This window comes from Streptomyces lydicus (genome assembly GCF_004125265.1).
Classification (GTDB): Bacteria; Actinomycetota; Actinomycetes; order Streptomycetales; family Streptomycetaceae; genus Streptomyces; species Streptomyces lydicus_C.
The window spans coordinates 3,827,653-3,853,305 of record NZ_RDTE01000003.1; the positions used below are offsets into that span (position 1 = coordinate 3,827,653).

At 67.5% G+C, this 25,653-nt stretch carries 19 protein-coding genes and 3 rRNA genes; 12 read left to right on the top strand and 10 right to left on the bottom strand.

The genetic code is table 11. The features are described 5' to 3' along the window. Positions 1-126: 126 nt before the first annotated feature. The 3 genes from pstC (at position 127) to pstB (ending at position 3,088) form a co-directional block, all read left to right on the top strand. Positions 127-1,125, top strand: coding sequence for a phosphate ABC transporter permease subunit PstC (gene pstC / locus D9V36_RS19180; RefSeq protein WP_129294862.1), 999 nt, complete (start codon positions 127-129; stop codon positions 1,123-1,125). Between the two features lie 73 nt (positions 1,126-1,198). Beyond that, complete coding sequence (gene pstA / locus D9V36_RS19185; protein ID WP_129294863.1) at positions 1,199-2,278, top strand: phosphate ABC transporter permease PstA; 1,080 nt, start codon at positions 1,199-1,201, stop codon at positions 2,276-2,278. Positions 2,279-2,311: 33 nt separating this feature from the next. Further along, positions 2,312-3,088 (top strand): phosphate ABC transporter ATP-binding protein PstB, encoded by a 777-nt coding sequence (pstB, locus tag D9V36_RS19190; RefSeq protein WP_086718512.1) that lies wholly within the window; start codon positions 2,312-2,314, stop codon positions 3,086-3,088. 176 nt (positions 3,089-3,264) lie between these two features. On the opposite strand, the gene D9V36_RS19195 is transcribed toward pstB, so the two are convergent. Both D9V36_RS19195 and D9V36_RS19200 read right to left on the bottom strand, forming a co-directional pair. Continuing rightward, complete coding sequence (locus D9V36_RS19195; protein ID WP_129294864.1) at positions 3,265-4,263, bottom strand: inorganic phosphate transporter; 999 nt, start codon at positions 4,261-4,263, stop codon at positions 3,265-3,267. Positions 4,264-4,272: 9 nt separating this feature from the next. Continuing rightward, positions 4,273-4,893 (bottom strand): DUF47 domain-containing protein, encoded by a 621-nt coding sequence (locus tag D9V36_RS19200; RefSeq protein ID WP_042162406.1) that lies wholly within the window; start codon positions 4,891-4,893, stop codon positions 4,273-4,275. Between the two features lie 194 nt (positions 4,894-5,087). Between D9V36_RS19200 and D9V36_RS19205 the strand changes: the two genes are divergently transcribed. Continuing rightward, complete coding sequence (locus D9V36_RS19205) at positions 5,088-5,528, top strand: metal-sensitive transcriptional regulator (protein WP_129294865.1); 441 nt, start codon at positions 5,088-5,090, stop codon at positions 5,526-5,528. Between the two features lie 25 nt (positions 5,529-5,553). Here the strand turns inward: D9V36_RS19205 and D9V36_RS19210 are convergent, their stop codons facing one another. Both D9V36_RS19210 and D9V36_RS19215 read right to left on the bottom strand, forming a co-directional pair. Then, the gene (locus tag D9V36_RS19210) at positions 5,554-5,775 is read right to left on the bottom strand and encodes a hypothetical protein (protein ID WP_431357758.1); all 222 of its coding nucleotides are present in this window, start codon (positions 5,773-5,775) and stop codon (positions 5,554-5,556) included. A 143-nt stretch (positions 5,776-5,918) separates the two neighbouring features. Next, entirely contained in the window at positions 5,919-6,779 is an 861-nt protein-coding gene (locus tag D9V36_RS19215; RefSeq protein ID WP_129294866.1) for a hypothetical protein, read from the bottom strand. A gap of 173 nt (positions 6,780-6,952) precedes the next feature. Between D9V36_RS19215 and D9V36_RS19220 the strand changes: the two genes are divergently transcribed. Next, the gene (locus tag D9V36_RS19220; protein ID WP_129294867.1) at positions 6,953-7,156 is read left to right on the top strand and encodes a hypothetical protein; all 204 of its coding nucleotides are present in this window, start codon (positions 6,953-6,955) and stop codon (positions 7,154-7,156) included. Positions 7,157-7,412: 256 nt separating this feature from the next. Next, entirely contained in the window at positions 7,413-9,032 is a 1,620-nt protein-coding gene (locus D9V36_RS19225; RefSeq protein WP_129294868.1) for an FAD-binding oxidoreductase, read from the top strand. A 131-nt stretch (positions 9,033-9,163) separates the two neighbouring features. On the opposite strand, the gene D9V36_RS19230 is transcribed toward D9V36_RS19225, so the two are convergent. Both D9V36_RS19230 and D9V36_RS19235 read right to left on the bottom strand, forming a co-directional pair. Beyond that, entirely contained in the window at positions 9,164-9,883 is a 720-nt protein-coding gene (locus D9V36_RS19230; RefSeq protein ID WP_129294869.1) for a phosphatase PAP2 family protein, read from the bottom strand. A 208-nt stretch (positions 9,884-10,091) separates the two neighbouring features. After that, on the bottom strand, positions 10,092-11,096 hold the full coding sequence (locus D9V36_RS19235) for an NlpC/P60 family protein (RefSeq protein ID WP_129294870.1): 1,005 nt from the start codon (positions 11,094-11,096) through the stop codon (positions 10,092-10,094). A 507-nt stretch (positions 11,097-11,603) separates the two neighbouring features. Here D9V36_RS19235 and D9V36_RS19240 point away from each other — a divergent pair. From D9V36_RS19240 to D9V36_RS19265, 6 genes are all read left to right on the top strand, one after another. Continuing rightward, on the top strand, positions 11,604-11,912 hold the full coding sequence (locus D9V36_RS19240; protein ID WP_031067282.1) for a hypothetical protein: 309 nt from the start codon (positions 11,604-11,606) through the stop codon (positions 11,910-11,912). A 492-nt stretch (positions 11,913-12,404) separates the two neighbouring features. After that, a complete protein-coding gene (locus D9V36_RS19245; RefSeq protein ID WP_129294871.1) occupies positions 12,405-13,259 on the top strand; it encodes a hypothetical protein in 855 nt (284 codons plus the stop codon). Further along, on the top strand, positions 13,249-14,568 hold the full coding sequence (locus D9V36_RS19250) for a hypothetical protein (RefSeq protein WP_129294872.1): 1,320 nt from the start codon (positions 13,249-13,251) through the stop codon (positions 14,566-14,568). Before D9V36_RS19245 ends, D9V36_RS19250 begins: the two co-directional genes overlap by 11 nt. Continuing rightward, on the top strand, positions 14,565-16,127 hold the full coding sequence (locus D9V36_RS19255) for an SCO6880 family protein (RefSeq protein WP_129294873.1): 1,563 nt from the start codon (positions 14,565-14,567) through the stop codon (positions 16,125-16,127). Before D9V36_RS19250 ends, D9V36_RS19255 begins: the two co-directional genes overlap by 4 nt. A gap of 29 nt (positions 16,128-16,156) precedes the next feature. After that, positions 16,157-17,599, top strand: a complete 1,443-nt coding sequence (locus D9V36_RS19260; protein WP_129298531.1) for an ATP-binding protein — start codon at positions 16,157-16,159, stop codon at positions 17,597-17,599. Further along, on the top strand, positions 17,596-19,281 hold the full coding sequence (locus D9V36_RS19265; protein WP_206739837.1) for a TraM recognition domain-containing protein: 1,686 nt from the start codon (positions 17,596-17,598) through the stop codon (positions 19,279-19,281). Before D9V36_RS19260 ends, D9V36_RS19265 begins: the two co-directional genes overlap by 4 nt. Positions 19,282-19,303: 22 nt before the next feature. Here the strand turns inward: D9V36_RS19265 and D9V36_RS19270 are convergent, their stop codons facing one another. From D9V36_RS19270 to D9V36_RS19285, 4 genes are all read right to left on the bottom strand, one after another. Then, complete coding sequence (locus tag D9V36_RS19270) at positions 19,304-19,849, bottom strand: GNAT family N-acetyltransferase (protein WP_129294874.1); 546 nt, start codon at positions 19,847-19,849, stop codon at positions 19,304-19,306. A 121-nt stretch (positions 19,850-19,970) separates the two neighbouring features. Beyond that, a 5S ribosomal RNA gene (rrf, locus tag D9V36_RS19275) occupies positions 19,971-20,087 on the bottom strand. 74 nt (positions 20,088-20,161) lie between these two features. Continuing rightward, a 23S ribosomal RNA gene (locus D9V36_RS19280) occupies positions 20,162-23,283 on the bottom strand. 303 nt (positions 23,284-23,586) lie between these two features. Continuing rightward, positions 23,587-25,115 (bottom strand): 16S ribosomal RNA (locus D9V36_RS19285). Together the 16S, 23S and 5S rRNA genes form the textbook arrangement of a ribosomal RNA operon. Positions 25,116-25,653: the final 538 nt, after the last annotated feature.

The following is a 25,653-nucleotide window of genomic DNA, read 5'->3' on the forward strand; positions in this document are numbered from 1 at the left end:
CGGCGGCCCGCAGACCGCCAGCCAGGCCAAAAGGGGCCCATTCACCAGGGCCCCTTTCGGGCCGTCGCCCGTCCGGTGCACCGCCGCGCCAGGAGCCCCCGCCGGGCTCCGCAGACCGGAGAATCCATGAATTCACCTACCTCACCCACCGACACCCCGCCCCTGCCGGCGAGCGACGGCCGTTCCGCCGTCTCCGGCAAGGCGGTCCGCCCCGGTGACCGGATCTTCCTCGGGCTCTCCCGGGGCTCCGGGATCGCCCTCCTGGTGATCATGGCCGCCATCGCGGCCTTCCTCACCTACCGCTCCGTGCTCGCCATCTCCGGCGACAAGGCCGACTTCTTCACCACCCTGGACTGGAACGCCACCGGGACGGACCCGAAGTTCGGCATCGCGGTCCTCGCCTTCGGCACCGTCGTCAGCTCGGTGGTCGCGATGGTCATCGCGGTCCCGGTCGCGGTCGGCATCGCGCTGTTCATCTCGCACTACGCCCCGCGCAAGCTGTCCGCACCGCTCGGCTACGTCATCGACCTGCTCGCCGCGGTGCCCAGCATCATCTACGGCCTGTGGGGCGCGCTCTTCCTCGTCCCGCACCTGTCCGGCCTCTACACCTGGCTGGACGACTACCTCGGCTGGACCGGCGTCTTCTCGTACGGCGGCGGGGCGGCCCGTTCGCTGTTCACCGTCGGCATCCTGCTCGCGATCATGGTCCTGCCGATCGTGACCAGCGTCAGCCGCGAGGTGTTCCTGCAGGTCCCGAAGATGCACGAGGAGGCCGCGCTGGCGCTCGGCGCCACCCGCTGGGAAGTCATCCGGATGTCGGTGCTCCCCTTCGGCCGCTCCGGCATCATCAGCGCCTCCATGCTGGGCCTGGGCCGTGCGCTCGGCGAGACGATGGCCGTCGCCACGGTCCTCTCGCCCAGCTTCCTCATCAACACCAGCCTGCTGGACCCGGGCGGCGGCACCTTCGCCCAGAACATCGCCAGCAAGTTCAGCGAGGCCGACACCTTCGGCCAGGACGCCCTGATCGCCTCCGGCCTCGTCCTCTTCGTGATCACGCTGCTCGTCAACGGCGCGGCCCGCCTGATCATCGCCCGCCGCAAGGAGTACTCGGGAGCCGCCGCATGACTGAGCGAAGCGAAGGAATCAACAAGAGGTGCGCGCCTCACGAATGCTGTGCCTCGCGAAGCGAGGTGGCGGCATGAGTGTCACCACCGACCGCCCCGCGGTCTCCCACGGCGACGCCCCGCTGCCCGTCTCGCTCAAGCAGGCCCGGCTCCCCCGCTGGACCCCGCCGGTCCTCGCGCTGGTCGCGGCCGGTGCGGGCTGCGGCATCGGGCTGGGCACCGGCCTGGACAGCGCCGTCCAGTGGGGCCTGATCGCCGCCCTGCTCTTCGTCCTCGGCACCTTCGCGCTGGCCGCGGCCGTCGAGGGCGGCCGGCAGGCCAAGGACCGGCTGGCCACCTGCCTGGTCTGGACCGCCTTCCTGATCGCCGTCGTACCGCTGGCCTCCCTCCTGTGGGAGACCGTCGCCCGCGGCACCAAGGTCCTCAACGGCTACTTCCTGTCCCACTCCATGGGCACCACCCCGGACGCGCTGCCCGGCGGCGGCATCTACCACGCGATCATCGGCACCCTGGAGCAGGTCGGCCTGGCCACCCTGATCGCCGCACCGATCGGTCTGCTCACCGCGATCTACCTCGTCGAGTACGGCCGTGGCCGGCTCGCCAAGTCCGTCACCTTCTTCGTCGACGTGATGACCGGCATCCCGTCGATCGTGGCCGGCCTGTTCATCCTCTCCGTGTGGATCCTGATCCTCGGCTTCGGCCCGTCCGGCTTCGCCGGCTCGATGGCCCTGGCGATCCTGATGATGCCGGTCGTGGTCCGCTCCACCGAGGAGATGCTCAAGCTCGTCCCGAACGAGCTGCGCGAGGCCTCACTGGCCCTCGGCGTGCCCAAGTGGCGCACCATCCTCAAGGTCGTCCTGCCGACGTCGATCGGCGGCATCACCACCGGAGTGATGCTCTCCATCGCCCGGATCACCGGTGAGACGGCGCCCGTGCTGCTCCTGGTGTGGGGCGCGAAGACGATCAACAACAACCCCTTCGAAGACGCCCAGCAGTCACTGCCGCTCTACGTTTTCCAGCAGTGGCAGCAGGGTTCCGAGGCCTCGTACGACCGCGCATGGGCCGCGGCACTGGTCCTCATCGCCTTCGTCATGATCCTCAACCTGGTGGCCCGCGGCATCGCCCGCTGGAAGGCCCCCAAAACCGGCCGCTGACCAGCCCGGCGACAGAAAGAAGCAGTGATTTCCATGGCCAAGCGAATCGACGTCAGCGGCCTCTCCGCGTACTACGGCGGCCACAAGGCCATCGACGACATCTCGATGACCGTCGAGCCGCGCTCCGTGACGGCCTTCATCGGCCCGTCCGGCTGCGGCAAGTCGACCTTCCTGCGCACCCTGAACCGGATGCACGAGGTCACCCCCGGCGGCCGCGTCGAGGGCAAGGTGATGCTGGACGACGAGAACCTCTACGGCTCCGGGGTGGACCCGGTCGCCGTCCGCCGCACCGTCGGCATGGTCTTCCAGCGCCCCAACCCGTTCCCCACGATGTCGATCTTCGACAATGTCGCGGCCGGTCTGCGGCTGAACGGCTCGTACAAGAAGAGCGAGCTCAAGGACATCGTCGAGAAGTCCCTCAAGGGCGCCAACCTCTGGAACGAGGTCAAGGACCGCCTCAACAAGCCCGGCTCGGGCCTGTCCGGCGGCCAGCAGCAGCGGCTGTGCATCGCCCGCGCCATAGCCGTCGAGCCGCAGGTGCTGCTGATGGACGAGCCCTGCTCGGCGCTCGACCCGATCTCCACCCTCGCCATCGAGGACCTGATCGGCGAGCTCAAGGAGCGCTTCACGATCGTCATCGTGACGCACAACATGCAGCAGGCCGCGCGCGTCTCGGACCGTACGGCGTTCTTCAACCTCGCCGCCGTCGGGCAGCCCGGCAAGCTGGTCGAGATCGACGAGACCGAGCGGATCTTCTCCAACCCGTCGGTCCAGGCCACGGAGGACTACATCTCCGGCCGCTTCGGCTGAGCGCCGAGTGCGGCCCGGCCGCCTCGGCCGGGCCGCCCCCACCACGTCCTGCGGTGCTGCATGGCGGTGCCACCGCAAGGCGAAGGGCCCGCCCCTCTTCCCGGGGGCGGGCCCATTCTCTGTGCTCCGAGTGCTGTCGGGTGCTCTGTCGCTGTGCGCCCGGTGGCCGGGACGGGTCAGCCGAAGGCCAGCCGGATCAGCCAGAACGCGAGCGCCGCGACCAGCGCGGCCGCCGGCATGGTGATGAACCAGCCCATCACGATGTTCTTGGCGACGCCCCAGCGCACCGCGCGCGGGCCCTTGGTCGAGCCGACGCCCATGATCGCGGAGGTGATGACATGGGTCGTGGAGATCGGCGCCTGGAACATGAACGACGCGGTGTACATGACCGAGGCGGCGGTGGTCTCCGCGGCGAAGCCCTGCGGCGGGTCCAGCTCGATGATGCGGCGGCCCAGGGTGCGCATGATGCGCCAGCCACCCGCGTACGTACCGAGCGAGAGGGTGAGCGCACAGGCCAGCTTGACCCAGATCGGGATGGCGTCGTTCGCATCCTCGACATCGGCGATGACCAGGGCCATCACCACGACGCCCATGGTCTTCTGGGCGTCCTGCAGACCGTGTCCGAGCGCCATACCGGCGGCCGAGACGGTCTGGGCTATGCGGAAGCCGCGCTTGGCCTTGTGCGGGTTGGACTTACGGAACATCCAGAGGATGACGACCATCACCAGGTAGCCGAGCACCAGGCCGATGACCGGCGAGATGAACATCGGCAGCACGACCTTCTCGATCACGCCGCCCCAGATGACCTTGGTGCCACCGGCGAGCGCCGCACCGACCATGCCGCCGAACAAGGCGTGCGAGGACGAGGACGGCAGGCCGAAGTACCAGGTGACGAGGTTCCAGACCACCGCGCCGAGCAGCGCGGCGAAGAGAATGCCCATCCCCTGGTTGCCCTTGGGGGTGGCGATCAGCCCTTCGCTGACCGTCTTGGCGACCCCGCTGCCGAGGAACGCACCGGCGAGGTTCATCACGGCGGCCATCGCCAGCGCCGCGCGCGGGGTCAGTGCCCGCGTCGAGACCGAGGTCGCGATGGCGTTCGCGGAGTCGTGAAAGCCGTTGGTATAGGTGAATCCGAGCGCGACCGCAATGGTCACGACGAGCGCGAAGGTCTCCATGGGCGGCGCTCAGGACTCCTTGACCGCGATGGTCTCGACCGTGTTGGCGACATGCTCGAACGCGTCCGCCGCCTCTTCCAGGATGTCCACGATCTGCTTGAGCTTGAGGACCTCGATGGCGTCGTACTTGCCGTTGAAGAGGTGCGCAAGCAGCTTGCGGTGGATCTGGTCGGCCTGGTTCTCCAGGCGGTTGACCTCGATCCAGTACTCGGTGAGGTTGGTCATCGTCCGCAGATGCGGCATGGCCTCGGCGGTCAGCTCGGCCGCCCGCGCCAGCACCTCGATCTGCTGGTCGATGCCCTTGGGCAGCTCCTCGACCTTGTAGAGGACGACCAGGTCGACCGCCTCTTCCATGAAGTCCATGATGTCGTCGAGCGACGAGGCGAGGTTGTAGATGTCCTCGCGGTCGAACGGCGTGATGAACGAGGAGTTCAGCTGGTGGAAGATCGCGTGGGTAGCGTCGTCTCCCGCGTGCTCCGCCGCCCGCATCCTCTCGGCGATCTCTGCACGAGCGGAGGCGTCCGCCCCGAGCAGTTCCATCAGGAGCTTGGAGCCCGTGACGATGTTGTCCGCGGAGGCGGCGAACATGTCGTAGAAGCTCGTCTCCCTGGGGGTCAGACGAAAGCGCACGTGAAATCCTCGGGGTGCATCGGATTCGGTCGAGTTGATGCTAGGCGCATCATCCAGCCACAGCTAACCGGCATTCCTTCAGTGTCGCCCATCGTGCAGCATGCTCTGCACGGGGTACCACAGGTGCCCGCAAAGTTCGGTACCATATACCCACCAGGGGTATATAGATCGCCTAGATACCACGGGAGACGGCCATGACGACCACGGACGCCGACACCACCGGCAGCGCCGCAGCCGCCGCGGCCTGCCACCCCCGGCAGCCGGACACCGACCCCCGGGACGCAGCTCAAACCGTGACCGATAACGCAGAGACTCCGGCGACATCCGGCCCCCACGGCTACGCACAGCAGAAAGACGCACACATCAAGCGACTGCGCCGGATCGAGGGCCAGATCCGCGGACTGCAGCGGATGCTCGAAGAAGACGTCTACTGCATCGACATACTCACCCAGGTCTCGGCGAGCACGAAGGGCCTGCAGTCCTTCGGCCTCCAGCTGCTGGAGGAGCATCTGCGGCACTGCGTCGCCGCCGCGGTCCTGGAGGGCTCCGCGCCGGGGGCCGTCCAGGGCCCCGAGGCCATCGACGCCAAGGTCCGGGAGGCCACCAAGGCCATCGAGCGGATGCTGCGCACCTGAGCCCAGCCGCCCGGCATGCCCGGCACTAGCCGGGAGGGCACCCCGCGGGCCCGGGCCGGTGGCACGCCCGGTCCGTGCCGTCGCCACCCTCCCCGTCGACCTCCAGCACCTCGTCGATGCGGTCCGGGCTGAGCCGGTCCTCGCTTGCCGCCGCGGCCGCGATCATCAACTCACCGGTCAGGTCGATCTCGACGAGGGCTACGGGGTCCTGGACCGTCGTAGGGCGGTGTCCGGCCACGTACAACACCTCCTCCTTCGAGCGCCTTCCCACGCCTTGGGTGGTTACCGTCAGCGTAAGGACGGGCGCACACTCCGCGCATGGCACGGATGGACCATTTCCGCCATCCGGCAAGCGCCCCCGTCACATTCCCCGCCGCGCCGCACCCTGCCCTACGGCGCGGGCGAAGCGATCTTCCCTGCGTAGATGTCGCGTTCGTCCGGCAGCCGGACCACGACCCTTGTCCCGAAATCCGACAGCTCCGTGGTGGACGTCACCGCGGCTCCCTTCGGCGCACCGTTGGCATAGCGGAACCACTGGCGCACCTTGCGCAGCCGCCCGTCCTCGTCCAGATAGACCTCGAACGGCACCGCGTCGGTGGTGAACCCCTGCTCCGCGGCGACCAGCGCGGGCCGCATACGCGGTGACGCCACCTGGGCGGCCGTCTGGATGTCCGTCGTCCCGCGGTAGTGCCGCACCCGCACGCCGTCCAGCCGCTCCTCGCCCTGGTACGTCACCTCCCGCGCGCCGCGCAGCAGTTCCGCCGCGGCCAGCGGGTCGGTCGCCCCGCCGGTGACCAGATTCCCGTCGCTCAAGGAGGCGGTGGCCACCCGTACCCACTTGTCGGCGGGCACCCCGGCCCCGCGGTTCTTCATGAACAGCGCACCGGGCGCAAGGATCTCGGTGACCGGCTGATGGCCGCCGCCGGTCCGGCCCGCGGGATCGGGCAGGACGACCCGCAGCCGGCCGGTGCTCGTGGCGAAGTCGTAGCCGCCGGTGCCCCGGATGGCGACCCGGGTGCCGCCGCTGACCGTCTCCATGGACGTACGGACCCTGGCGGAGCCGGCCCGCAGCAGGGCGGCGGCGCTGCCCCGGACCTCCGCGGCGGCAGCGGCCCGGCCGGACGGCTCCTGGTCGACGGCCGCGGCCCCGTCCGGCGAACAGCCCGTCGTCAGCAGCCCGACCGCCAGACCCGTCCCGCACGCCACGGCCACGACGACCGCGCCGCCGCCTCGCCACTCCTGCACCACCATCGCGTACGAGCCCCCTCGGCCGCTGTCTTCGGGAACGGCCTGGGCCGGCCGGTCCGCTCGGGAGGGTCACCCGGTCCGCCACCGCCGCATCTGACGTTCCGTCGACCGTCCGGTTCAACGACCGTCACGGGGGCTCGTCACGCAAGGGCACCTGGGACGCGTAGCGTGACGGGGTGCCCCACCGAACTCCCCATACGACTTCCACCACCGAGAGCGGTTCCTTCTGCACGGCCCGCTGCACCTGCGGCTGGCGGGGTCCGGCCCGCCGTGCCCGCTCTCAGGCGCGTACGGACGCCGAGCGCCATCTGGCCGAGGTGGCCGACGGACCGGGGACGGGCACCGGCACCGGCACCGGCACCGAGCACCCCGTGGAATGAGAGAGTCCGTTCCGGGAACCCTCAACGCCCTTACGGCATCTGCCTAGTGAGGGGAGTACGCGCACCGCACAGGTAACGGACGGCACGGACGACACCGGACAGTGCGGAGCAATCCCGGGCACAGCGGAACGCGAGAACAGCACGCCACCGCGGCCGCCCGGTGCGGCCTTCCCCGTACGCGCCCCGTGACCTGCGGCCGGGCCCGACGGCAGGCGGGGCAGGACCGTATCCACAACATCGAGGGGGATCCATCCCAGTGAAGCGGCGCACACTCCTGCAGGCGGGCGGCGGACTGGCGGCGGCCTCGGTGGCCTTGGCCACCGGCTGCGACAACAAGACCGGCAAGGCGGGTGCGGCGTCCTCCGCCTCGGGCACCGGCGCCGCGGCCGGCACCACTGCGGCACAGACCAACGCGGCCTCCTCCGCGGGGGCGGCCGTCCACAGCCGGGCCACCCAGGCCTCCTGGACCGCGCTCGGCAAGAGCCTGGACGGGAAACTGATACGGGCCTCCGACGCCGCCTACGCGACCGCCCGCCGCCTGTACAACACCCGCTACGACACGCTGAAGCCGTCGGCCATCGCCTATGTCGAGCACCCGTCGGACATCGCCGAATGCCTCGCCTTCGCCCGGCGCAACGACACCCCGGTCGCCATCCGCAGCGGCGGCCACTCCTACGCCGGCTGGTCCAGCGGCAACGGCAAGCTCGTCATCGACGTCTCCGCGCTCTCCAAGGTCGGCGCGCCGTCCGGCGGGACCACCGCCATCGGCGCCGGCGCCAAGCTCATCGACGTCTACAAGGGCCTCGGGGCGCACGGCGTGACGATACCCGGGGGCTCCTGCCCCACCGTCGGCATATCCGGCCTCACCCTCGGCGGCGGCCATGGCGTGGTCTCCCGTGCGTACGGGCTGACTTGCGACAGCCTCGTCGGCGCCACCCTGGTCACGGCCGACGGCAAGACCGTCGACTGCGACAAGAGCCGCCACTCCGACCTGTTCTGGGCGCTGCGCGGCGCCGGCAACGGCAACTTCGGCGTGGTGACCGAACTCCGCTTCCGTACGCATCCGGCGCCCCGCGCGGTGATGGCGTACCTCACCTGGCCATGGTCCAAGGCGGCGAAGGTCGTGGCGTCCTGGCAGAAGTGGGGGCCGGTGCAGGCCGACGAGATCTGGTCCGCCTGCCATCTCGACGCCCGCCCCGGCAACACCCCGTCGGTCTCCGTCGCGGCCTTCTCCCTGGGCAGCTACGGCGACCTGAAGAACGCCCTCGACAAGCTCGCCGACCAGCCGGGCGGCCCCGGCCCCGCCAAGAGCGTCCACCTCACGCCGACCGGCTACCTGGACGCGATGGAGTCGTACGCGGGCTGCTCCTCCAAGTCCACCGCCCAGTGCCATATGCCGGGTTCGCTGCCCGGCCACACCGGCGCCGGGCAGCTGGGCCGCGAGACCTACGCCGCCCGCTCGCACTTCTTCGACCGTTCGCTGTCCACGGCCGGTATCCGCACGCTGATGGACCAGATCGAGGCGGGCGGCCGCAAGGGCGTCAACGGGAATGTGGCGCTGACGGCGCTGGGCGGCGCGGTCAACCGCGTCGGGCGCACCGACACCGCCTTCGTGCACCGCGGCTCGCGGTTCCTCGCCCAGTACCTGACGTCCTGGCCGGCGGGCGGCTCGTCCACGACGCGCACAGCGTGGCTGAATTCCTTCCATGACGCGATGCGCCGTTACTCCTCGGGCGCCGCCTACCAGAACTACACCGACCCCGGCCTGACCGACTGGAAGTCCGCCTACTACGGCGCCGCCGCCACCCGCCTCGCCCAGGTCAAGCACAGCTACGACCCACAGCGGCTGTTCAGCACCTTCCCGCAGGCGCTCTGACACCGCCCGGCCACACCGCCGGACACACGGACGGCCCGGCCCCGCGAGGGGTCCGGGCCGTCCGCATCCGCCAGGTCATCACTCCCGGGGCACCGCCGGACCGGTGCGTGCCCGCCCGGTCCGGCGGTCCCTCAGGCCGCCAGGTCCTTGTCCCGCTCCTTCTGTCCCCGCCCCATCGCCGATCCGGTGGCCACCACCCGGCCGCCCTCGGCGTCCTGCCCCGCCAAGCCGTCCGCGCCCGGGGCCCGCACCAGCCAGGCCAGCTTCGAGCGGCCGACCGCCGTCGTCAGCGGCACCAGCAGCGCCTGCGCGAGCGGCGCGAGCAGCAGCGCGACGGCGGTGCCCAGCGCGAAGCCGCCGATCACGTCGGTCGGGTAGTGCACGCCCATGTAGACGCGGCAGAAGCCCTCCGCGAGCGCCAGCGCGATCCCGATCAGGCCGTACTTGCGGTGGGCGAGGAACAGACCGACGCCGACCGCCATGGTGAGCGTCGCGTGATCGCTCACGAACGAGAAGTCGCTCTTGCCGGGGATCAGGACTTCCAGCCCGGCGTGGTCCTTGAACGGCCGGGGCCGCTCGACGACGTTCCGGATCGGGATGTTGGCCAGCAGCGCGAGGCCCGCGGCCAGCGGCGCCCACACCAGGCCCGCGACGGCGGACGGCGCGCCCGGCCGGCGGCGCGCGGACCACCAGGCGATCAGGCACAGCACCCCGAGGCCGGCGATGATGCCGTACTCGCCGATGTACTCCATGGCCTTGTTGGCCCAGTGGGGGGCGTCCTTCGCGAGACCGTTGATGCCGTCGAGCACGTCGACATCGGGGTTCGGCCCCTCGAGTGCGAGTCCAGCCATCTGCCGCGGCCCCTTATCTTTCGCGCGCGCGAGCGCCGTCGTGTGCTGCCTGCCCCCGTGGTCGTCGAGCGTGTGCTGCGTCAAGCTGCTCCGCTACGTCCCCACGCCAAGGAAACGCGATGTCCATCCCGGCCGTTCCACTCTCTACCGGATGATCACCAGGACGTTATCGAAGCTTGATTCATCACTGCAGTTCAGGGCCCTATGTTCACGCAGCGTTCGTACCGGGCAGCGCTTTTGCGCCATCGGACGTGACGCGGGTGGCACCGATGTAGTCCGGCGTATCGATCTTGTCGAACCGGATCACGGCCCCGGTGTACGGCGCATTGATCATGTACCCACCCCCCACGTAGAGCCCCACATGGTGGATCGACCGCGGGTCCTTCAGGTCGTAGGCGAAGAACACCAGATCACCCGGCAGCAGCTCGTCCCGCTTGGGATGCGGCCCGGCGTTCCACTGGTCGTTCGCCACCCGGGGCAGCTCGATGCCCACGGACCGGTACGCCGCCTGGGTCAGCCCCGAACAGTCGAACCGCCCGCCCTGCGCCGCCGTTCCCGTACCACCCCACAGATAGCGCGTGCCGAGCTTCTCCTGCGCGAAGTAGATCGCCCCAGCGGCCTGCTTCGACGGCGCCACCGGACCCGACGGCGCCTCGAAGCTCTTCGCGAGCGTCGTGATCGTCTTCACGTAGTTCTGGGTCTCGCGGTACGGCGGCACCCCGTTGTACTGGATCACGCGGTACGCCCCCGCGTTGTACGCCGCGAGCATGTTGTGCGTGGCGTTGCCCGGCGCGCTCTTCACATAGCCGGCCAGCTCGCAGTCGTACGAGGCCGCCGACGCGATCGCGTCCCGCGGGTCCCACACGTCCTTCTTGCCGTCGCCGTTCCCGTCGACGCCGTGTGTCTGCCACGTCCCCGGGATGAACTGCGCCATGCCCTGGGCGGCCGCCGGGCTCTGCGCCTTCGGGTTCCACCCGCTCTCCTGATAGAGCTGCGCCGCCAGCAGCGCCGGGCTTATCGCCGGACAGAGCGCCCCCCACTTCTGCACCAGCGGCTGGTACTCGGCCGGCACCGCGCCCTTCGCCAGCCCCAGCGCCCGCCCGCCGGCCCCGGCCAGCCGGGCCGCCACCGTGTACGTACCGATCACAAGCAGCCCGAGCAAGCAGAGCACCAGCCCTGTCCCGAGCCCTCCGGCCACCCAGAATTTCCGCACCCCCCAACCCTCCCCCATTCAGCCCCGGTTCACTGCCTTTTTCCGGCCGCTCCGCGCGCGCCGTGCCGCTCCGGCGCGGCACGGCGGCGCATGACCCGGCGCAGGGGGCGCTCCGGCCCGGGGACGGACGCCGCTCACGACGCCCCCCGGAACACCGCCGGATGAGCGACACTGCCTCAAGAGCCCCGCTGCGGAAGATGGTCCGCCGACCGCACGACGACAGCGGACCACCAACACCCGAACGGCCCCGGCCGCAACGGCGCGCCGGACCGGCCACCACTCTTTCCGATGATCATTGCCCAGGGGTGACCCCCGTGATACACACGGTGATACCGGTCGGTTCAATGGACGGCGTGCGCCCACACGTCCACGCCACTCCCACGGGATCCGTCAAAGAAAGCCGCCAAGACGACCGCTGACGGCCCGTTCGTCAGCGAAGATAGAGAGCGACCCGCGCCGCGTCGGCACGGGCACACAACTACCCACCAAGGGGCGGTGAGTTCACACATGTTCATTGCGGCCGAAAAGGGCGACATCACCACCATCATCGGCGGAATCGCCCCGGACTGGGGACCGTTCGGGAGCCTGGGCAACGAGGCCCGTGTGATGGTCGAAGTGGTCATGGCGGTGGCGATCCTGCTCTGCCTCGGCATCGCGATCTGGGGCGCCGCCAAACAGCGCATCGGCGCCACCGCGCTGCGCGACACCTTCAGCGCCGAGCAGGGCAAGGGCCTGATCGTGGCCGGTCTGACCGGCGTCTTCATCATCGGCTCCCTGGGGACGCTGTTCACCATCGTCTACGGCATGGCGGTCTAGCGCGGCCACACCCGAGGGCCTGCCGGGGCCGGCCGAGCGGTGCACACCCCGGCCCGCGTCCGTCCCCGGGCCGCTCCCCCTGCGCCCCCGCCCGACCTCTCTCCGCCGTCCCGTGCCCCCACTCGCTCCCACCGGCCCCACCTCCCTGCCGAGGCCCCATGCTGACGCCCCCTCACGCCCGGCCCGACGGCCCCGCTTCCCGCGCTCCGGCCACCCCCGCCACCAGCGGACCGATTGAGCGGGCCGCCGCGCGGGGACAGGTGCACCCGGAAGCAACAAGGCGCAAGAAGGCGACGGCAACCGCGGAGCAGGCGATGACCACAAATGCCCCACAGTCCCCCATTCGCCGCCGCGGTACCGCATCTGAGGACCCGTCACGGTGAGATGTACTCGTACCGCTGCACCCGAGCCGCCGCCCGCGCGGCTACGGTCATATGAGGGCGGCACAACTACGGCACGCACGGCGACGGCGGCAGAGGGGGCACAGGCGCGATGAGTCTCAGTGACGACGGCGGCTACGGCGGCGACGGCCACCGCGGTCCCGAGACGGGCCAGACACGGACCAGACTTCCCGACAGCGACGGTGACATCTACGGCTCGGCACGACGGCCTCGCGCCGGCATGTCCAGCCGCAACCTCATCACCATCGTCGGCGTCATCGTCCTGCTGCTCGCAGCCATCGCCTTCGCCAACCGCGGCGGCAGCGGCAACAGCGAAACCCCCTCCGGCGACTCCCCCAAGGACACCGACCAGTCCCAGCCCACCGCCCCCACCGGCACCAAGCCGGTCACGGGCAAGAACGGGGGGATCGCGTCGGGCTTCGCGAAGACGGAGCAGGGGGCGCAGTCGGCGGCGGCGAATTATGCGGTGGCGCTCACCAGCGATGGCATGTACCAGGCCAACAGGCGGCACGAGATCGCCCAAGCGGTCTATGCGCCATCGGTGGCTGCGGCACGCAAGAACGACCTCGACAAGGTGTACTCCGACCATGCCTTCCTCGGCCGGATCGGTCTCAAGCCGGACGGCACCGCGCCCAAGAACATGACCTTCGTTTCGCGGGCCAACCCGGTCGGCACAAAAACCGAATCGTTCAAGGGTGACACCGCCAAGATCTCGGTCTGGTATTCCGCTCTCTTCGGCCTCGCAGGAGCGCAGTCCAAGAACCCTGTCACGGAGAGCTGGTACACCAACACCTTTGATCTGCAGTGGACGGGCGGTGGCTGGAAAGTCACGAACTTCACGCAGAAGGACGGTCCCGCTCCGGTCGGGAGGGACCAGGCTGCCGCGTCGGCAGAGGACATGACCAAGGCCGTGCAAGGGTTCGGAGGGTTCACCTATGCCCGCTAAAAGTCACCGCCGCACCCTCTCGCTCGCCGCTTTGGTGACGGCTGTCCAGACAACAGCTGTGCTCCTGGCCTCGCGTGCCTTCGCGGCGCCGAGCCCCACCCCGAGCAGCGACCCCTGTGACCTGGTCCGTGGCCCCGCCAAGAACTACTGCCAATCCGACGACACCCCCGGCTCCGGCGCCCCCAAACCCCCCGGCGGCCTCACCGACAACAACCCCCTCGACCCCCTGGACTCCCTCGCCAAGGGCTGTGCCAAGGCCGCCGCCTGGATCGTCACCAAGCTCTCCGACGCGGTGAAGGCCACCTCCCAGGTCGACTTCACCAACACCGCCTTCCTGCGGCAGTACGCGGTCGTCTTCGCCGCCTCCACCATCCTCACCCTCGTCCTGTGGCTCCTGGCGGTCGCCAAGCGGGCGGTGCGCGGGGTGCGGCTCACGGAGGCGATCAGTGAGGCGGTCGGGTTCCTCTGGCTGACCGTGCTCGCCTCCGCGTTCACCCCGCTGATCCTCTACACGATCGTCTCGGCGACCGACGGGGTCACCGAGATCATCGCGAAGGGGACCGGGGCCCAGACCGACACCTTCTTCGGAGCGTTCTCACAGGCGCTCACTAAGGGCACCGACATCGGCGGCGGCCCGATCATGCTGATCGTGGTGTCGCTGGTCTCCGTGCTCGCCGCCGGTGTGCTGTGGCTGGAGCTGGTGATCCGGGCCGCGCTGCTGTACGTCGGCGCGCTGCTGGGCACCGTCGTCTACGCCGGGCTGGTCGACAAGAACATGTGGGGGCACGTACGCCGCTGGGCGGGCATCATGATCGCGGTGATCATGGTGAAGCCGGTCATCGTGATCGTGCTGGGCATCGCCGGTGCGCTCTCCCACGACAAGGGCCCCAACGCCTTCTCCGCCGTCGTCTCCGGCCTCGCGATCATCGTCCTCGCCATCTTCGCCAGTGCGGTGATCTACCGCTTCGTCCCCGGCTTCGGCGACGAGATGGTCTCGGCCCGTACGAACAAGGGCCGGGCCACCGATGGCAGCCAGGCCGCCGCGATGATCTCCTCGCCCGCCGCGCTGGTGTCCCAGGGCATCAAGACCCACAGCTCCCGCCGGTCCGGCGGGGACGGCGGCGGGCAGCAGGGCGCGCAGGGCGGCCAGTCCCGGCCGGCCGACGCGGTGGCCGGCGGTGTCGCCGCACACAGCTCCCGCACCGGCGGCGGCCGCTCCTCGGCCCCCGCCACCCCCGCCCCCCGTACGAACCCCGGCCCGGGCAGCAGCTCCCGCACCGGAAAATCAGCAGGAGGTGAGGGGCGTTGAGCACGCAGTCCCACCCGATCGCGCCACGTCGCACGTACTTGATCGGCCGCGCCCGGCCCAACGCGATCGTCGGCAAGAACCGCGAGACCGGTGAGATCGCGCTGATCATCGCGGGGGCGTTCCTCGGCATGATGTGCGGGCTGCTGGTGCCCATGCTGCCGCTGCGGATCGTGTCCCTCACCGGCTTCCCGGTGCTGGCCCTCGCCCTCGTCTACGTGCCGTACAAGGGCCGTACGTTCTACAAGTGGTTCGAGATCCGCCGCAGCTTCCGCCGTACGGTCCGCCGCGGCGCCACCTACCGCTCCGGCGCCGCCGAGGCGGGCGTCCGGCTGGACGGCCGGGAGATCGAGGTCGGCCCGCCGCCCGGCATCGGCCGGATCAACTGGCTCTCCGCCCCGTTCGGCCCGGACGAGATCGCGGTGCTGCTGCACGCCGACCGCAAGACGGTGACGGCCGCCATCGAGATCGAGGGTCCTGGCGTCGGCCTGCGCGACAGCGAGGACCAGGAGGCGCTGGTCGACCGCTTCGGGACGCTGCTCAAGCATGTGGCCAACGGCGACGGCTTCGTGACCCGGCTGCAGATGCTGGCCAGGACGCTGCCGGCCGACCCGGACGCCCATGCCAAGGACGTCGCCCAGCGCGGCGACAAGAACTCCCCCGACTGGCTGCAGGAGTCCTACGACCAGCTCCAGTCGATGGTCTCCACCTCCTCCGAGCAGCACCGCGCCTACCTCGTCGCCTGTATGCACTACACCCGCGAGCTGGCCGCCGAGGCGCACACCATGGCGCGCGCCGCCCATATGCACCAGGGCGGGCTGCTGCGCAAGAAGCTGGACCGCGACGCCGGTCTCGCCGTCGTCATGGCCCGTGAGCTGACCGATATCTGCGCCCGGCTCGCCGAGGCCGACATCCGCGTCCGCCAGCCACTCGGGCAGGCCCGCCTCGCCTCCCTCGTGCACTCCATGTACGACCCGGACCACCCCATCGACCACATCCAGGCGATGAGCAAGCGCAACACCTGGCCGGCCGAGCTGGACGCGATGGAGCCGACGTATCTGCAGGCCAAGACGCGGGAGTCGACGACCCGCGCACCGTGGTGCCACGCCACCGCCTGGGTCAAGGAGTGGCCGCTGACCCCGGTGGGCGTCAACTTCCTCGCGCCCCTCCTGGTGCACACCCCGGACGTGATCCGTACGGTCGCGGTCTGCATGGACCTGGAGCCCACCGAGATCGCCATCGAGCGGATGCTCACGGAGAAGACGAACGACGACGCCGAGGCCAGCCGCGCCGCGAAGATGAACCGGGTGGTGGACCCGCGGGACGTCGCCCACCACGGCCGCGTCGACCAGCGCGGCGAGGACCTGGCGTCCGGCGCGGCCGGCGTCAACCTCGTCGGCTACCTCACGGTCTCCTCCCGCTCGCCCGAGGCGCTCGCCCGCGACAAGCGCACCATCCGCGCCTCGGCCGGCAAGTCCTACCTCAAGCTGGAGTGGTGCGACCGCGAGCACCACCGGGCGTTCGTCAACACCCTGCCGTTCGCGACCGGAATCCGCCGCTAAAGCCGCTGGGAGGCGCGTACGTCATGGCCATGCTCGATCCGCTCGGAGCGCTCACCGACGCGTTCACCAGCTTCCTGTTCGGGAAGGTGGAGACGACCCGGCTGCCCGTACGCACCTCCACCGGCCAGGCGCAGGCGGTCTATCTGCCCACCGCGGCCCCCGGCCTCGGCGATTCCGGCGTGATCATCGGCCGTGAGGTCTACAGCGGCAAGGGGTACATCTACGACCCCTTCCAGCTGTACGGACAGCAGCTGCCGGCCCCGCACTGGCTGGTCCTCGGCGAGTCCGGCAACGGCAAGTCCGCGCTGGAGAAGACCTATGTCCTGCGGCAGTTGAGGTTCCGCGACCGCCAGGTCGTGGTGCTCGACGCCCAGGGCGAGGACGGCGTCGGCGAGTGGAACCTCATCGCCCAGGAGCTGGGGATAACCCCCATCCGCCTGGACCCGACCGCCGCCCTCAACGGCGGCATCCGCCTCAACCCCCTCGACCCGTCGATCACCACCACCGGCCAGCTGGCCCTGCTGCGGACGATCATCGAGGTCGCCATGGGCCACGGCCTGGACGAACGCTCCGGCTTCGCCCTCAAGGTCGCGCACGCCTACGTGAACGACACCATCACCAACCGGCAGCCCGTCCTGACCGACATCGTCGAGCAGCTGCGGCACCCGGAAGCCGAGTCGGCCGAGGCGATGAATGTCGACATAGACGACGTCCGGGCCTGGGGCCTGGACGTGGCGCTGGTCCTCGACCGGCTCGTCGACGGTGACCTGCGCGGGATGTTCGACGGTCCGACCTCGGCGGGCATCGACCTCGACGCCCCCCTCATCGTCTTCGACCTCTCGCACATCGACCGCAACTCCATCGCGATGCCGATCCTGATGGCGATCGTCGGTGTCTGGCTGGAACACACCTGGATCCGCCCCGACCGCAAGAAGCGCATCTTCCTGGTCGAAGAGGCCTGGCACATCATCAACTCGCCCTTCGTCGCCCAGCTCTTCCAGCGGCTGCTGAAGTTCGGCCGGCGGCTCGGCCTGTCGTTCGTGGCGGTCGTCCACCACCTCAGCGACGTGGTCGACGGCGCCGCCGCACGGGAGGCCGCGGCGATCCTCAAAATGGCCTCGACCCGCACCATCTACGCCCAGAAGGCCGACGAGGCACGGGCCACGGGACGGGTGCTGGGCCTGCCGCGCTGGGCCGTCGAGATCATCCCGACCCTCACCCCCGGCATCGCGGTCTGGGACGTCAACGGCAATGTCCAGGTCGTCAAACACCTCATCACCGAGGCCGAACGCCCGCTCGTCTACACCGACCGGGCGATGACCGAGGCCTCCGCGATCTCCGAGGCGTCCGCCCTGCCGACGGATGAGGCGCGCGCCCTCCAGGCGGCGGCGGACGCCGAGGCCGAGGCACGCGCCGAAGCCATGGCGATGGAGCGGCAGTGGAGAGACGAGTCGAGCGAGACGGTGGCGTGACGCGCGGATACGACGACGAACGAGGCACCGACCGGGGCTACTACCGCGACGCCCCCCGTGGCCGGGGACGCGGCATCCCCGACTCCCTGCTGATCGGGCTGCTCGCCTTCCTGCTGGGCCTGACCCTGCTGGTGTGGACCGCGACCGGCCTGGCCGGCCTGTTCACCCACGGCGCCTGGCCCGACGGCGTCACCTACCCCGGCACGCCGATGGCGCTGCGGCATCTCGTCTCGGCACCGCACGACATGGCCGCCGCCTGGCCCGACACCCCCAAGGCCCAGCTCTCCGGCTACGGCCTGTTCTGGGGCATCCTCATCGGCGAGCTGATGGTGCTGCTGGTCCTGACGATCTTCACCCTGGGGACCGTTACCCGCTATCGCGCCGTACGGGCGGCACGACGGGCGAAGGCCAGGGCGGCCCGGGAGTTCCGGGATCCGTCGATCGGCGCCGACGAGACGGGACGGAACGTGCGGCGGGGCGGGGAGGCGCCAGCCCCCCGCGGCGCGATCCGGGAGACGGCCCCCACCGCTCCGGGAACCCTTGAGCCCCTGCCGTACAGCGAACACGCACCCACCGGCCCGGCCGTACCGTCCACACCCGCCCCACCCGTTACGCCCGTCACACCACCCCCTCCGCCCCTCGACACCGCGAACACAGCCACCATCGGCCCCGTCCCCGAACAACGCACCGCACCGCCGGCCGCCCCGGCGCTCCCGGGCACCGCTCAAACCGAACCGCGCACCGAACCCGCCCTCCCCCGCCTCCAGTTCGGCACCGACCGCACCGTCACCCTCGCGGCGTCCCTCACCACCGCGGCCGCCGCCCCGGGCCCCCTGATCGTCGCCACGACGGACCCCACCCTCTGGTCCGAGACCAAGGACACCCGCGCCAAGCTCGGCCCGCTGCTGACCTACGACCCCACGCACCGCCTCGACACCCCGGCCCGGCTGCGCTGGTCACCGACCTCCGGCTGTACCGACCTCGCCACCGCCGCCGCCCGTGCCACCGCCCTGCTGGCCCCCGTACGCCCGGCCGGGGCGCTGGACTCGGCCGTCGCGGACGCCGCCCAGACCCTGCTGCGCTGCTGGCTGCACGCCGCCGCGGTGGACGGCCGCCCGTTCCGCCAGCTGCACCGCTGGGCACACACCACCGGCGCCGCCCAGGAGCCCGTACGCATCCTGCGCACCAGCGCCAAGGCCTCCGGAGGCCAGGCCGGCGAGCTGGAATCGGTGCTCACCGCCCACCCCGAACGCCGCGAAGCGGCCCAGCAGTTGGTGGGACGCGCGCTGACCTCCCTCTCCTCCATCCATATCCGGGACGCCTGCAATCCACTTCGAACAGATTCGGCCCTCCTCGAATCATTTATCGATGAGGGGGGAACGCTTTACGTGGTAGGCGATCCCATCGAGGATCCGCGTACCGACCCGGGTGCGATGCCCTTGCTCACCGCACTCCTCTCGCACGTGGTCGAGCACGGCCGCCGCATGGCCGAACGGTCATCTGACGGTCGGCTCGACCCACCACTCACCCTCGTCCTGGACGACATCGCGGCCCTCGCCCCGCTGCCCGCGCTCCCCACCCTCCTCCAAACGGGCGGCAGCCGCGGACTGCTCACCCTGGCAACCATGCGCTCCCGGGAACAGGCCCGCGCCCGCTGGCCCCACCACTCCCTGCCGGCCTGACACCGCACGCCGATCCCTGGCCCTAAGGGGCGTCCTTCCGGTCGCCGCCCCGGCTCAGCGCCATCTCCCGCTCCAGCGCGGCGACATCCTTCGGGTCGGCCATGGTCCGCCCCGTCGCCACGAACCCCAGGGACCGGTACAGCGCTTCGGCCCGCGGATTCTCCTCGTGCACCCACAGCCGTACGCGCTCCATCACCGGGTCCGCGAGGTCCCACGACCACCCGATCGCCGCCTCGAACAACTCCCGCGCCAGCCCCGTCCCCCGGTGCTCGGGCCGCACATACACGCCCACCACGTGCGTCTGCGGCACCTCCTCGTCCTCCTCGACCAGGACCACCACCATGCCGCCCCACCGCCCGCTCGCGGCCTCCCCGATGAACGTCAGCGGCGCGGCGCCCTGTTCGCTGCCTGCCGCCCGGCGCTGCCAGATTTCATCGGGCCGGCCGGCGGCCTCCTCCAGCGTCTCATTGAACGCCACCCGGGCGATCGGATCCGCCAGGGCCGCCAGCCGCAGTTCCCTGAGCCGCTGCCACTCCGCCGCCTTCACAGGCCTGATCACATACGTCATGCGGCACAGAATCGCAGCGCCCCGGCTCCTCGGGCCAGAAATTTCAGCCCTTGGAACGAGTTCTGTCCCGGAACGCAGAAAAGCCCCGCACCATAAGGTGCGGGGCTTTCCCACAATGATTGTTCGGCGGCGTCCTACTCTCCCACAGGGTCCCCCCTGCAGTACCATCGGCGCTGAAAGGCTTAGCTTCCGGGTTCGGAATGTAACCGGGCGTTTCCCTAACGCAATGACCACCGAAACACTATGAAGTTAACCAACCCGGCATAATCACAGGTCGTTACTTCAGAACCTACACAGTGGACGCGAGCAACTGAGGACAAGCCCTCGGCCTATTAGTACCAGTCAACTCCACCCGTTACCGGGCTTCCATATCTGGCCTATCAACCCAGTCGTCTACTGGGAGCCTTAACCCCTCAAAGGAGGTGGGAGTACTCATCTCGAAGCAGGCTTCCCGCTTAGATGCTTTCAGCGGTTATCCTTTCCGAACGTAGCCAACCAGCCATGCCCTTGGCAGGACAACTGGCACACCAGAGGTTCGTCCGTCCCGGTCCTCTCGTACTAGGGACAGCCCTTCTCAATACTCCTACGCGCACAGCGGATAGGGACCGAACTGTCTCACGACGTTCTAAACCCAGCTCGCGTACCGCTTTAATGGGCGAACAGCCCAACCCTTGGGACCGACTCCAGCCCCAGGATGCGACGAGCCGACATCGAGGTGCCAAACCATCCCGTCGATATGGACTCTTGGGGAAGATCAGCCTGTTATCCCCGGGGTACCTTTTATCCGTTGAGCGACGGCGCTTCCACAAGCCACCGCCGGATCACTAGTCCCTACTTTCGTACCTGCTCGACCCGTCAGTCTCACAGTCAAGCTCCCTTGTGCACTTACACTCAACACCTGATTGCCAACCAGGCTGAGGGAACCTTTGGGCGCCTCCGTTACCCTTTAGGAGGCAACCGCCCCAGTTAAACTACCCACCAGACACTGTCCCTGATCCGGATCACGGACCCAGGTTAGACATCCAGCACGACCAGAGTGGTATTTCAACAATGACTCCACCATGACTGGCGTCATAGCTTCAAAGTCTCCCACCTATCCTACACAAGCCGAACCGAACACCAATATCAAGCTATAGTAAAGGTCCCGGGGTCTTTCCGTCCTGCTGCGCGAAACGAGCATCTTTACTCGTAATGCAATTTCACCGGGCCTATGGTTGAGACAGTCGAGAAGTCGTTACGCCATTCGTGCAGGTCGGAACTTACCCGACAAGGAATTTCGCTACCTTAGGATGGTTATAGTTACCACCGCCGTTTACTGGCGCTTAAGTTCTCAGCTTCGCCACACCGAAATGTGACTAACCGGTCCCCTTAACGTTCCAGCACCGGGCAGGCGTCAGTCCGTATACATCGCCTTACGGCTTCGCACGGACCTGTGTTTTTAGTAAACAGTCGCTTCTCGCTGGTCTCTGCGGCCACCACCAGCTCACCGAGTAAATCGGATCACCAGCAATGGCCCCCCTTCTCCCGAAGTTACGGGGGCATTTTGCCGAGTTCCTTAACCATAGTTCACCCGAACGCCTCGGTATTCTCTACCTGACCACCTGAGTCGGTTTAGGGTACGGGCCGCCATGAAACTCGCTAGAGGCTTTTCTCGACAGCATAGGATCATCCACTTCACCACAATCGGCTCGGCATCAGGTCTCAGGCTTCATGCTGTCCGGATTTACCTGGACAACGCCCTACACCCTTACCCCGGGACAACCACCGCCCGGGCTGGACTACCTTCCTGCGTCACCCCATCACTTACCTACTACCACCTTGGATCAGCGGCTCCACCACTCCCCTACGCTCCGAAGAGCTCAGGGCGGCTTCACGGCCTTAGCATTAATGGATTCGATATTTGGCGCTTCAAAGCGGGTACCGGAATATCAACCGGTTGTCCATCGACTACGCCTGTCGGCCTCGCCTTAGGTCCCGACTTACCCTGGGCAGATCAGCTTGACCCAGGAACCCTTAGTCAATCGGCGCACACGTTTCCCACGTGTGTATCGCTACTCATGCCTGCATTCTCACTCGTGAACCGTCCACAACTCGTTTCCACGGCTGCTTCACCCGGCACACGACGCTCCCCTACCCATCACAACGGACGTTGGTCCTCATGTTGCAATGACACGACTTCGGCGGTGTGCTTGAGCCCCGCTACATTGTCGGCGCGGAATCACTTGACCAGTGAGCTATTACGCACTCTTTCAAGGATGGCTGCTTCTAAGCCAACCTCCTGGTTGTCTCTGCGACTCCACATCCTTTCCCACTTAGCACACGCTTAGGGGCCTTAGTCGATGCTCTGGGCTGTTTCCCTCTCGACCATGGAGCTTATCCCCCACAGTCTCACTGCCGCGCTCTCACTTACCGGCATTCGGAGTTTGGCTAAGGTCAGTAACCCGGTAGGGCCCATCGCCTATCCAGTGCTCTACCTCCGGCAAGAAACACACGACGCTGCACCTAAATGCATTTCGGGGAGAACCAGCTATCACGGAGTTTGATTGGCCTTTCACCCCTAACCACAGGTCATCCCCCAGGTTTTCAACCCTGGTGGGTTCGGTCCTCCACGAAGTCTTACCTCCGCTTCAACCTGCCCATGGCTAGATCACTCCGCTTCGGGTCTTGGGCACGCTACTCAACGCCCTCTTCGGACTCGCTTTCGCTACGGCTTCCCCACACGGGTTAACCTCGCAACATACCGCAAACTCGCAGGCTCATTCTTCAAAAGGCACGCAGTCACGACACAGAGACAAGTCTCTGTGCGACGCTCCCACGGCTTGTAGGCACACGGTTTCAGGTACTATTTCACTCCGCTCCCGCGGTACTTTTCACCATTCCCTCACGGTACTATCCGCTATCGGTCACCAGGGAATATTTAGGCTTAACGGGTGGTCCCGCCAGATTCACACGGGATTTCTCGGGCCCCGTGCTACTTGGGTGGTTCTCAAACGAGCCGTCAATGTTTCAGCTACGGGGGTCTTACCCTCTACGCCGGACCTTTCGCATGTCCTTCGCCTACATCAACGGTTTCTGACTCGTCTCACAGCCGGCAGGCTGTGAAAGAGAACTCCCACAACCCCAGCCACGCAACCCCTGCCGGGTATCACACGTAACTGGTTTGGCCTCATCCGGTTTCGCTCGCCACTACTCCCGGAATCACGGTTGTTTTCTCTTCCTGCGGGTACTGAGATGTTTCACTTCCCCGCGTTCCCTCCACACTGCCTATGTGTTCAGCAGCGGGTGACAGCCCATGACGACTGCCGGGTTTCCCCATTCGGACACCCCCGGATCAAAGCTCGGTTGACAGCTCCCCGGGGCCTATCGCGGCCTCCCACGTCCTTCATCGGTTCCTGGTGCCAAGGCATCCACCGTGCGCCCTTAAAAACTTGGCCACAGATGCTCGCGTCCACTGTGCAGTTCTCAAGCAACGACCAGCCACCCACCACCCCAACCCGAAGGCTGAGTTCACTGGGGCCGGCATCGCGAAGGTCCAGACTCATAGTCCGTACCCTCAGATACCCAACAACGTGCCCGGCCCACTTCACCGATCACCACGTTCCACGCCGAAGCAGTACTAGTGACAACCAATCAAGTGTGCCGAATAGTCAACGTTCCACCCATGAGCAACCAGCATCAGACATTCGCTGATGTACTGGCCTCTGACCAACCAGAGGTCGGTAAGAAGTGCTCCTTAGAAAGGAGGTGATCCAGCCGCACCTTCCGGTACGGCTACCTTGTTACGACTTCGTCCCAATCGCCAGTCCCACCTTCGACGATTCCCTCCCACAAGGGGTTGGGCCACCGGCTTCGGGTGTTACCGACTTTCGTGACGTGACGGGCGGTGTGTACAAGGCCCGGGAACGTATTCACCGCAGCAATGCTGATCTGCGATTACTAGCAACTCCGACTTCATGGGGTCGAGTTGCAGACCCCAATCCGAACTGAGACCGGCTTTTTGAGATTCGCTCCACCTCGCGGTATCGCAGCTCATTGTACCGGCCATTGTAGCACGTGTGCAGCCCAAGACATAAGGGGCATGATGACTTGACGTCGTCCCCACCTTCCTCCGAGTTGACCCCGGCAGTCTCCTGTGAGTCCCCATCACCCCGAAGGGCATGCTGGCAACACAGAACAAGGGTTGCGCTCGTTGCGGGACTTAACCCAACATCTCACGACACGAGCTGACGACAGCCATGCACCACCTGTACACCGACCACAAGGGGGACCCTGTCTCCAGGGTTTTCCGGTGTATGTCAAGCCTTGGTAAGGTTCTTCGCGTTGCGTCGAATTAAGCCACATGCTCCGCTGCTTGTGCGGGCCCCCGTCAATTCCTTTGAGTTTTAGCCTTGCGGCCGTACTCCCCAGGCGGGGAACTTAATGCGTTAGCTGCGGCACGGACGACGTGGAATGTCGCCCACACCTAGTTCCCAACGTTTACGGCGTGGACTACCAGGGTATCTAATCCTGTTCGCTCCCCACGCTTTCGCTCCTCAGCGTCAGTATCGGCCCAGAGATCCGCCTTCGCCACCGGTGTTCCTCCTGATATCTGCGCATTTCACCGCTACACCAGGAATTCCGATCTCCCCTACCGAACTCTAGCCTGCCCGTATCGAATGCAGACCCGGGGTTAAGCCCCGGGCTTTCACATCCGACGTGACAAGCCGCCTACGAGCTCTTTACGCCCAATAATTCCGGACAACGCTTGCGCCCTACGTATTACCGCGGCTGCTGGCACGTAGTTAGCCGGCGCTTCTTCTGCAGGTACCGTCACTCTCGCTTCTTCCCTGCTGAAAGAGGTTTACAACCCGAAGGCCGTCATCCCTCACGCGGCGTCGCTGCATCAGGCTTTCGCCCATTGTGCAATATTCCCCACTGCTGCCTCCCGTAGGAGTCTGGGCCGTGTCTCAGTCCCAGTGTGGCCGGTCGCCCTCTCAGGCCGGCTACCCGTCGTCGCCTTGGTAGGCCATCACCCCACCAACAAGCTGATAGGCCGCGGGCTCATCCTTCACCGCCGGAGCTTTCCACCACCAGACCATGCGGTCGGTAGTCGTATCCGGTATTAGACCCCGTTTCCAGGGCTTGTCCCAGAGTGAAGGGCAGATTGCCCACGTGTTACTCACCCGTTCGCCACTAATCCCCTCCCGAAGGAGGTTCATCGTTCGACTTGCATGTGTTAAGCACGCCGCCAGCGTTCGTCCTGAGCCAGGATCAAACTCTCCGTGAATGTTTACTCGGCCAGTAAATAAATTACAGCCGGTGAACACACACGAGAGCGGAACGAGCGGACGGAATAGGTCTGCTCGTTCACAGCGTCCTCGCTGTGTGTGCCACCCCGACCCGTGGGCCGTGGTGGGCTTTCAAAGGAACCTCATCCGCCGGATGTTTCCGGTGGACGGGGTATCAACATATCTGGCGTTGACTTTTGGCACGCTGTTGAGTTCTCAAGGAACGGACGCTTCCTTTGTTCCTGTTTCACCAGGATCTCCGGGCGCTTCCCTTCGGTCTTGCGTTTCCGACTCTATCAGATCCTTGCGGGCCCGATTTTCGCCGGTGCGTTTCCGCCTTTCGGCTTCTTCGCGTTTCCAACCTTACCAGATCCGTTTCCGTGTCCGGCGCCCTGTTGGAGCGGGTCGGCCGTTCCGCTTTCGCTTTCCGGCCTTTCCGACTCTACCAGACCCGATTTCGTTCCGTTGCCGGTCCGAATTCGTTTCCGATTCCCCGTCGGAGGGGGGTTTGCCTCGGGTGCGACTTCTTGCGTTGCC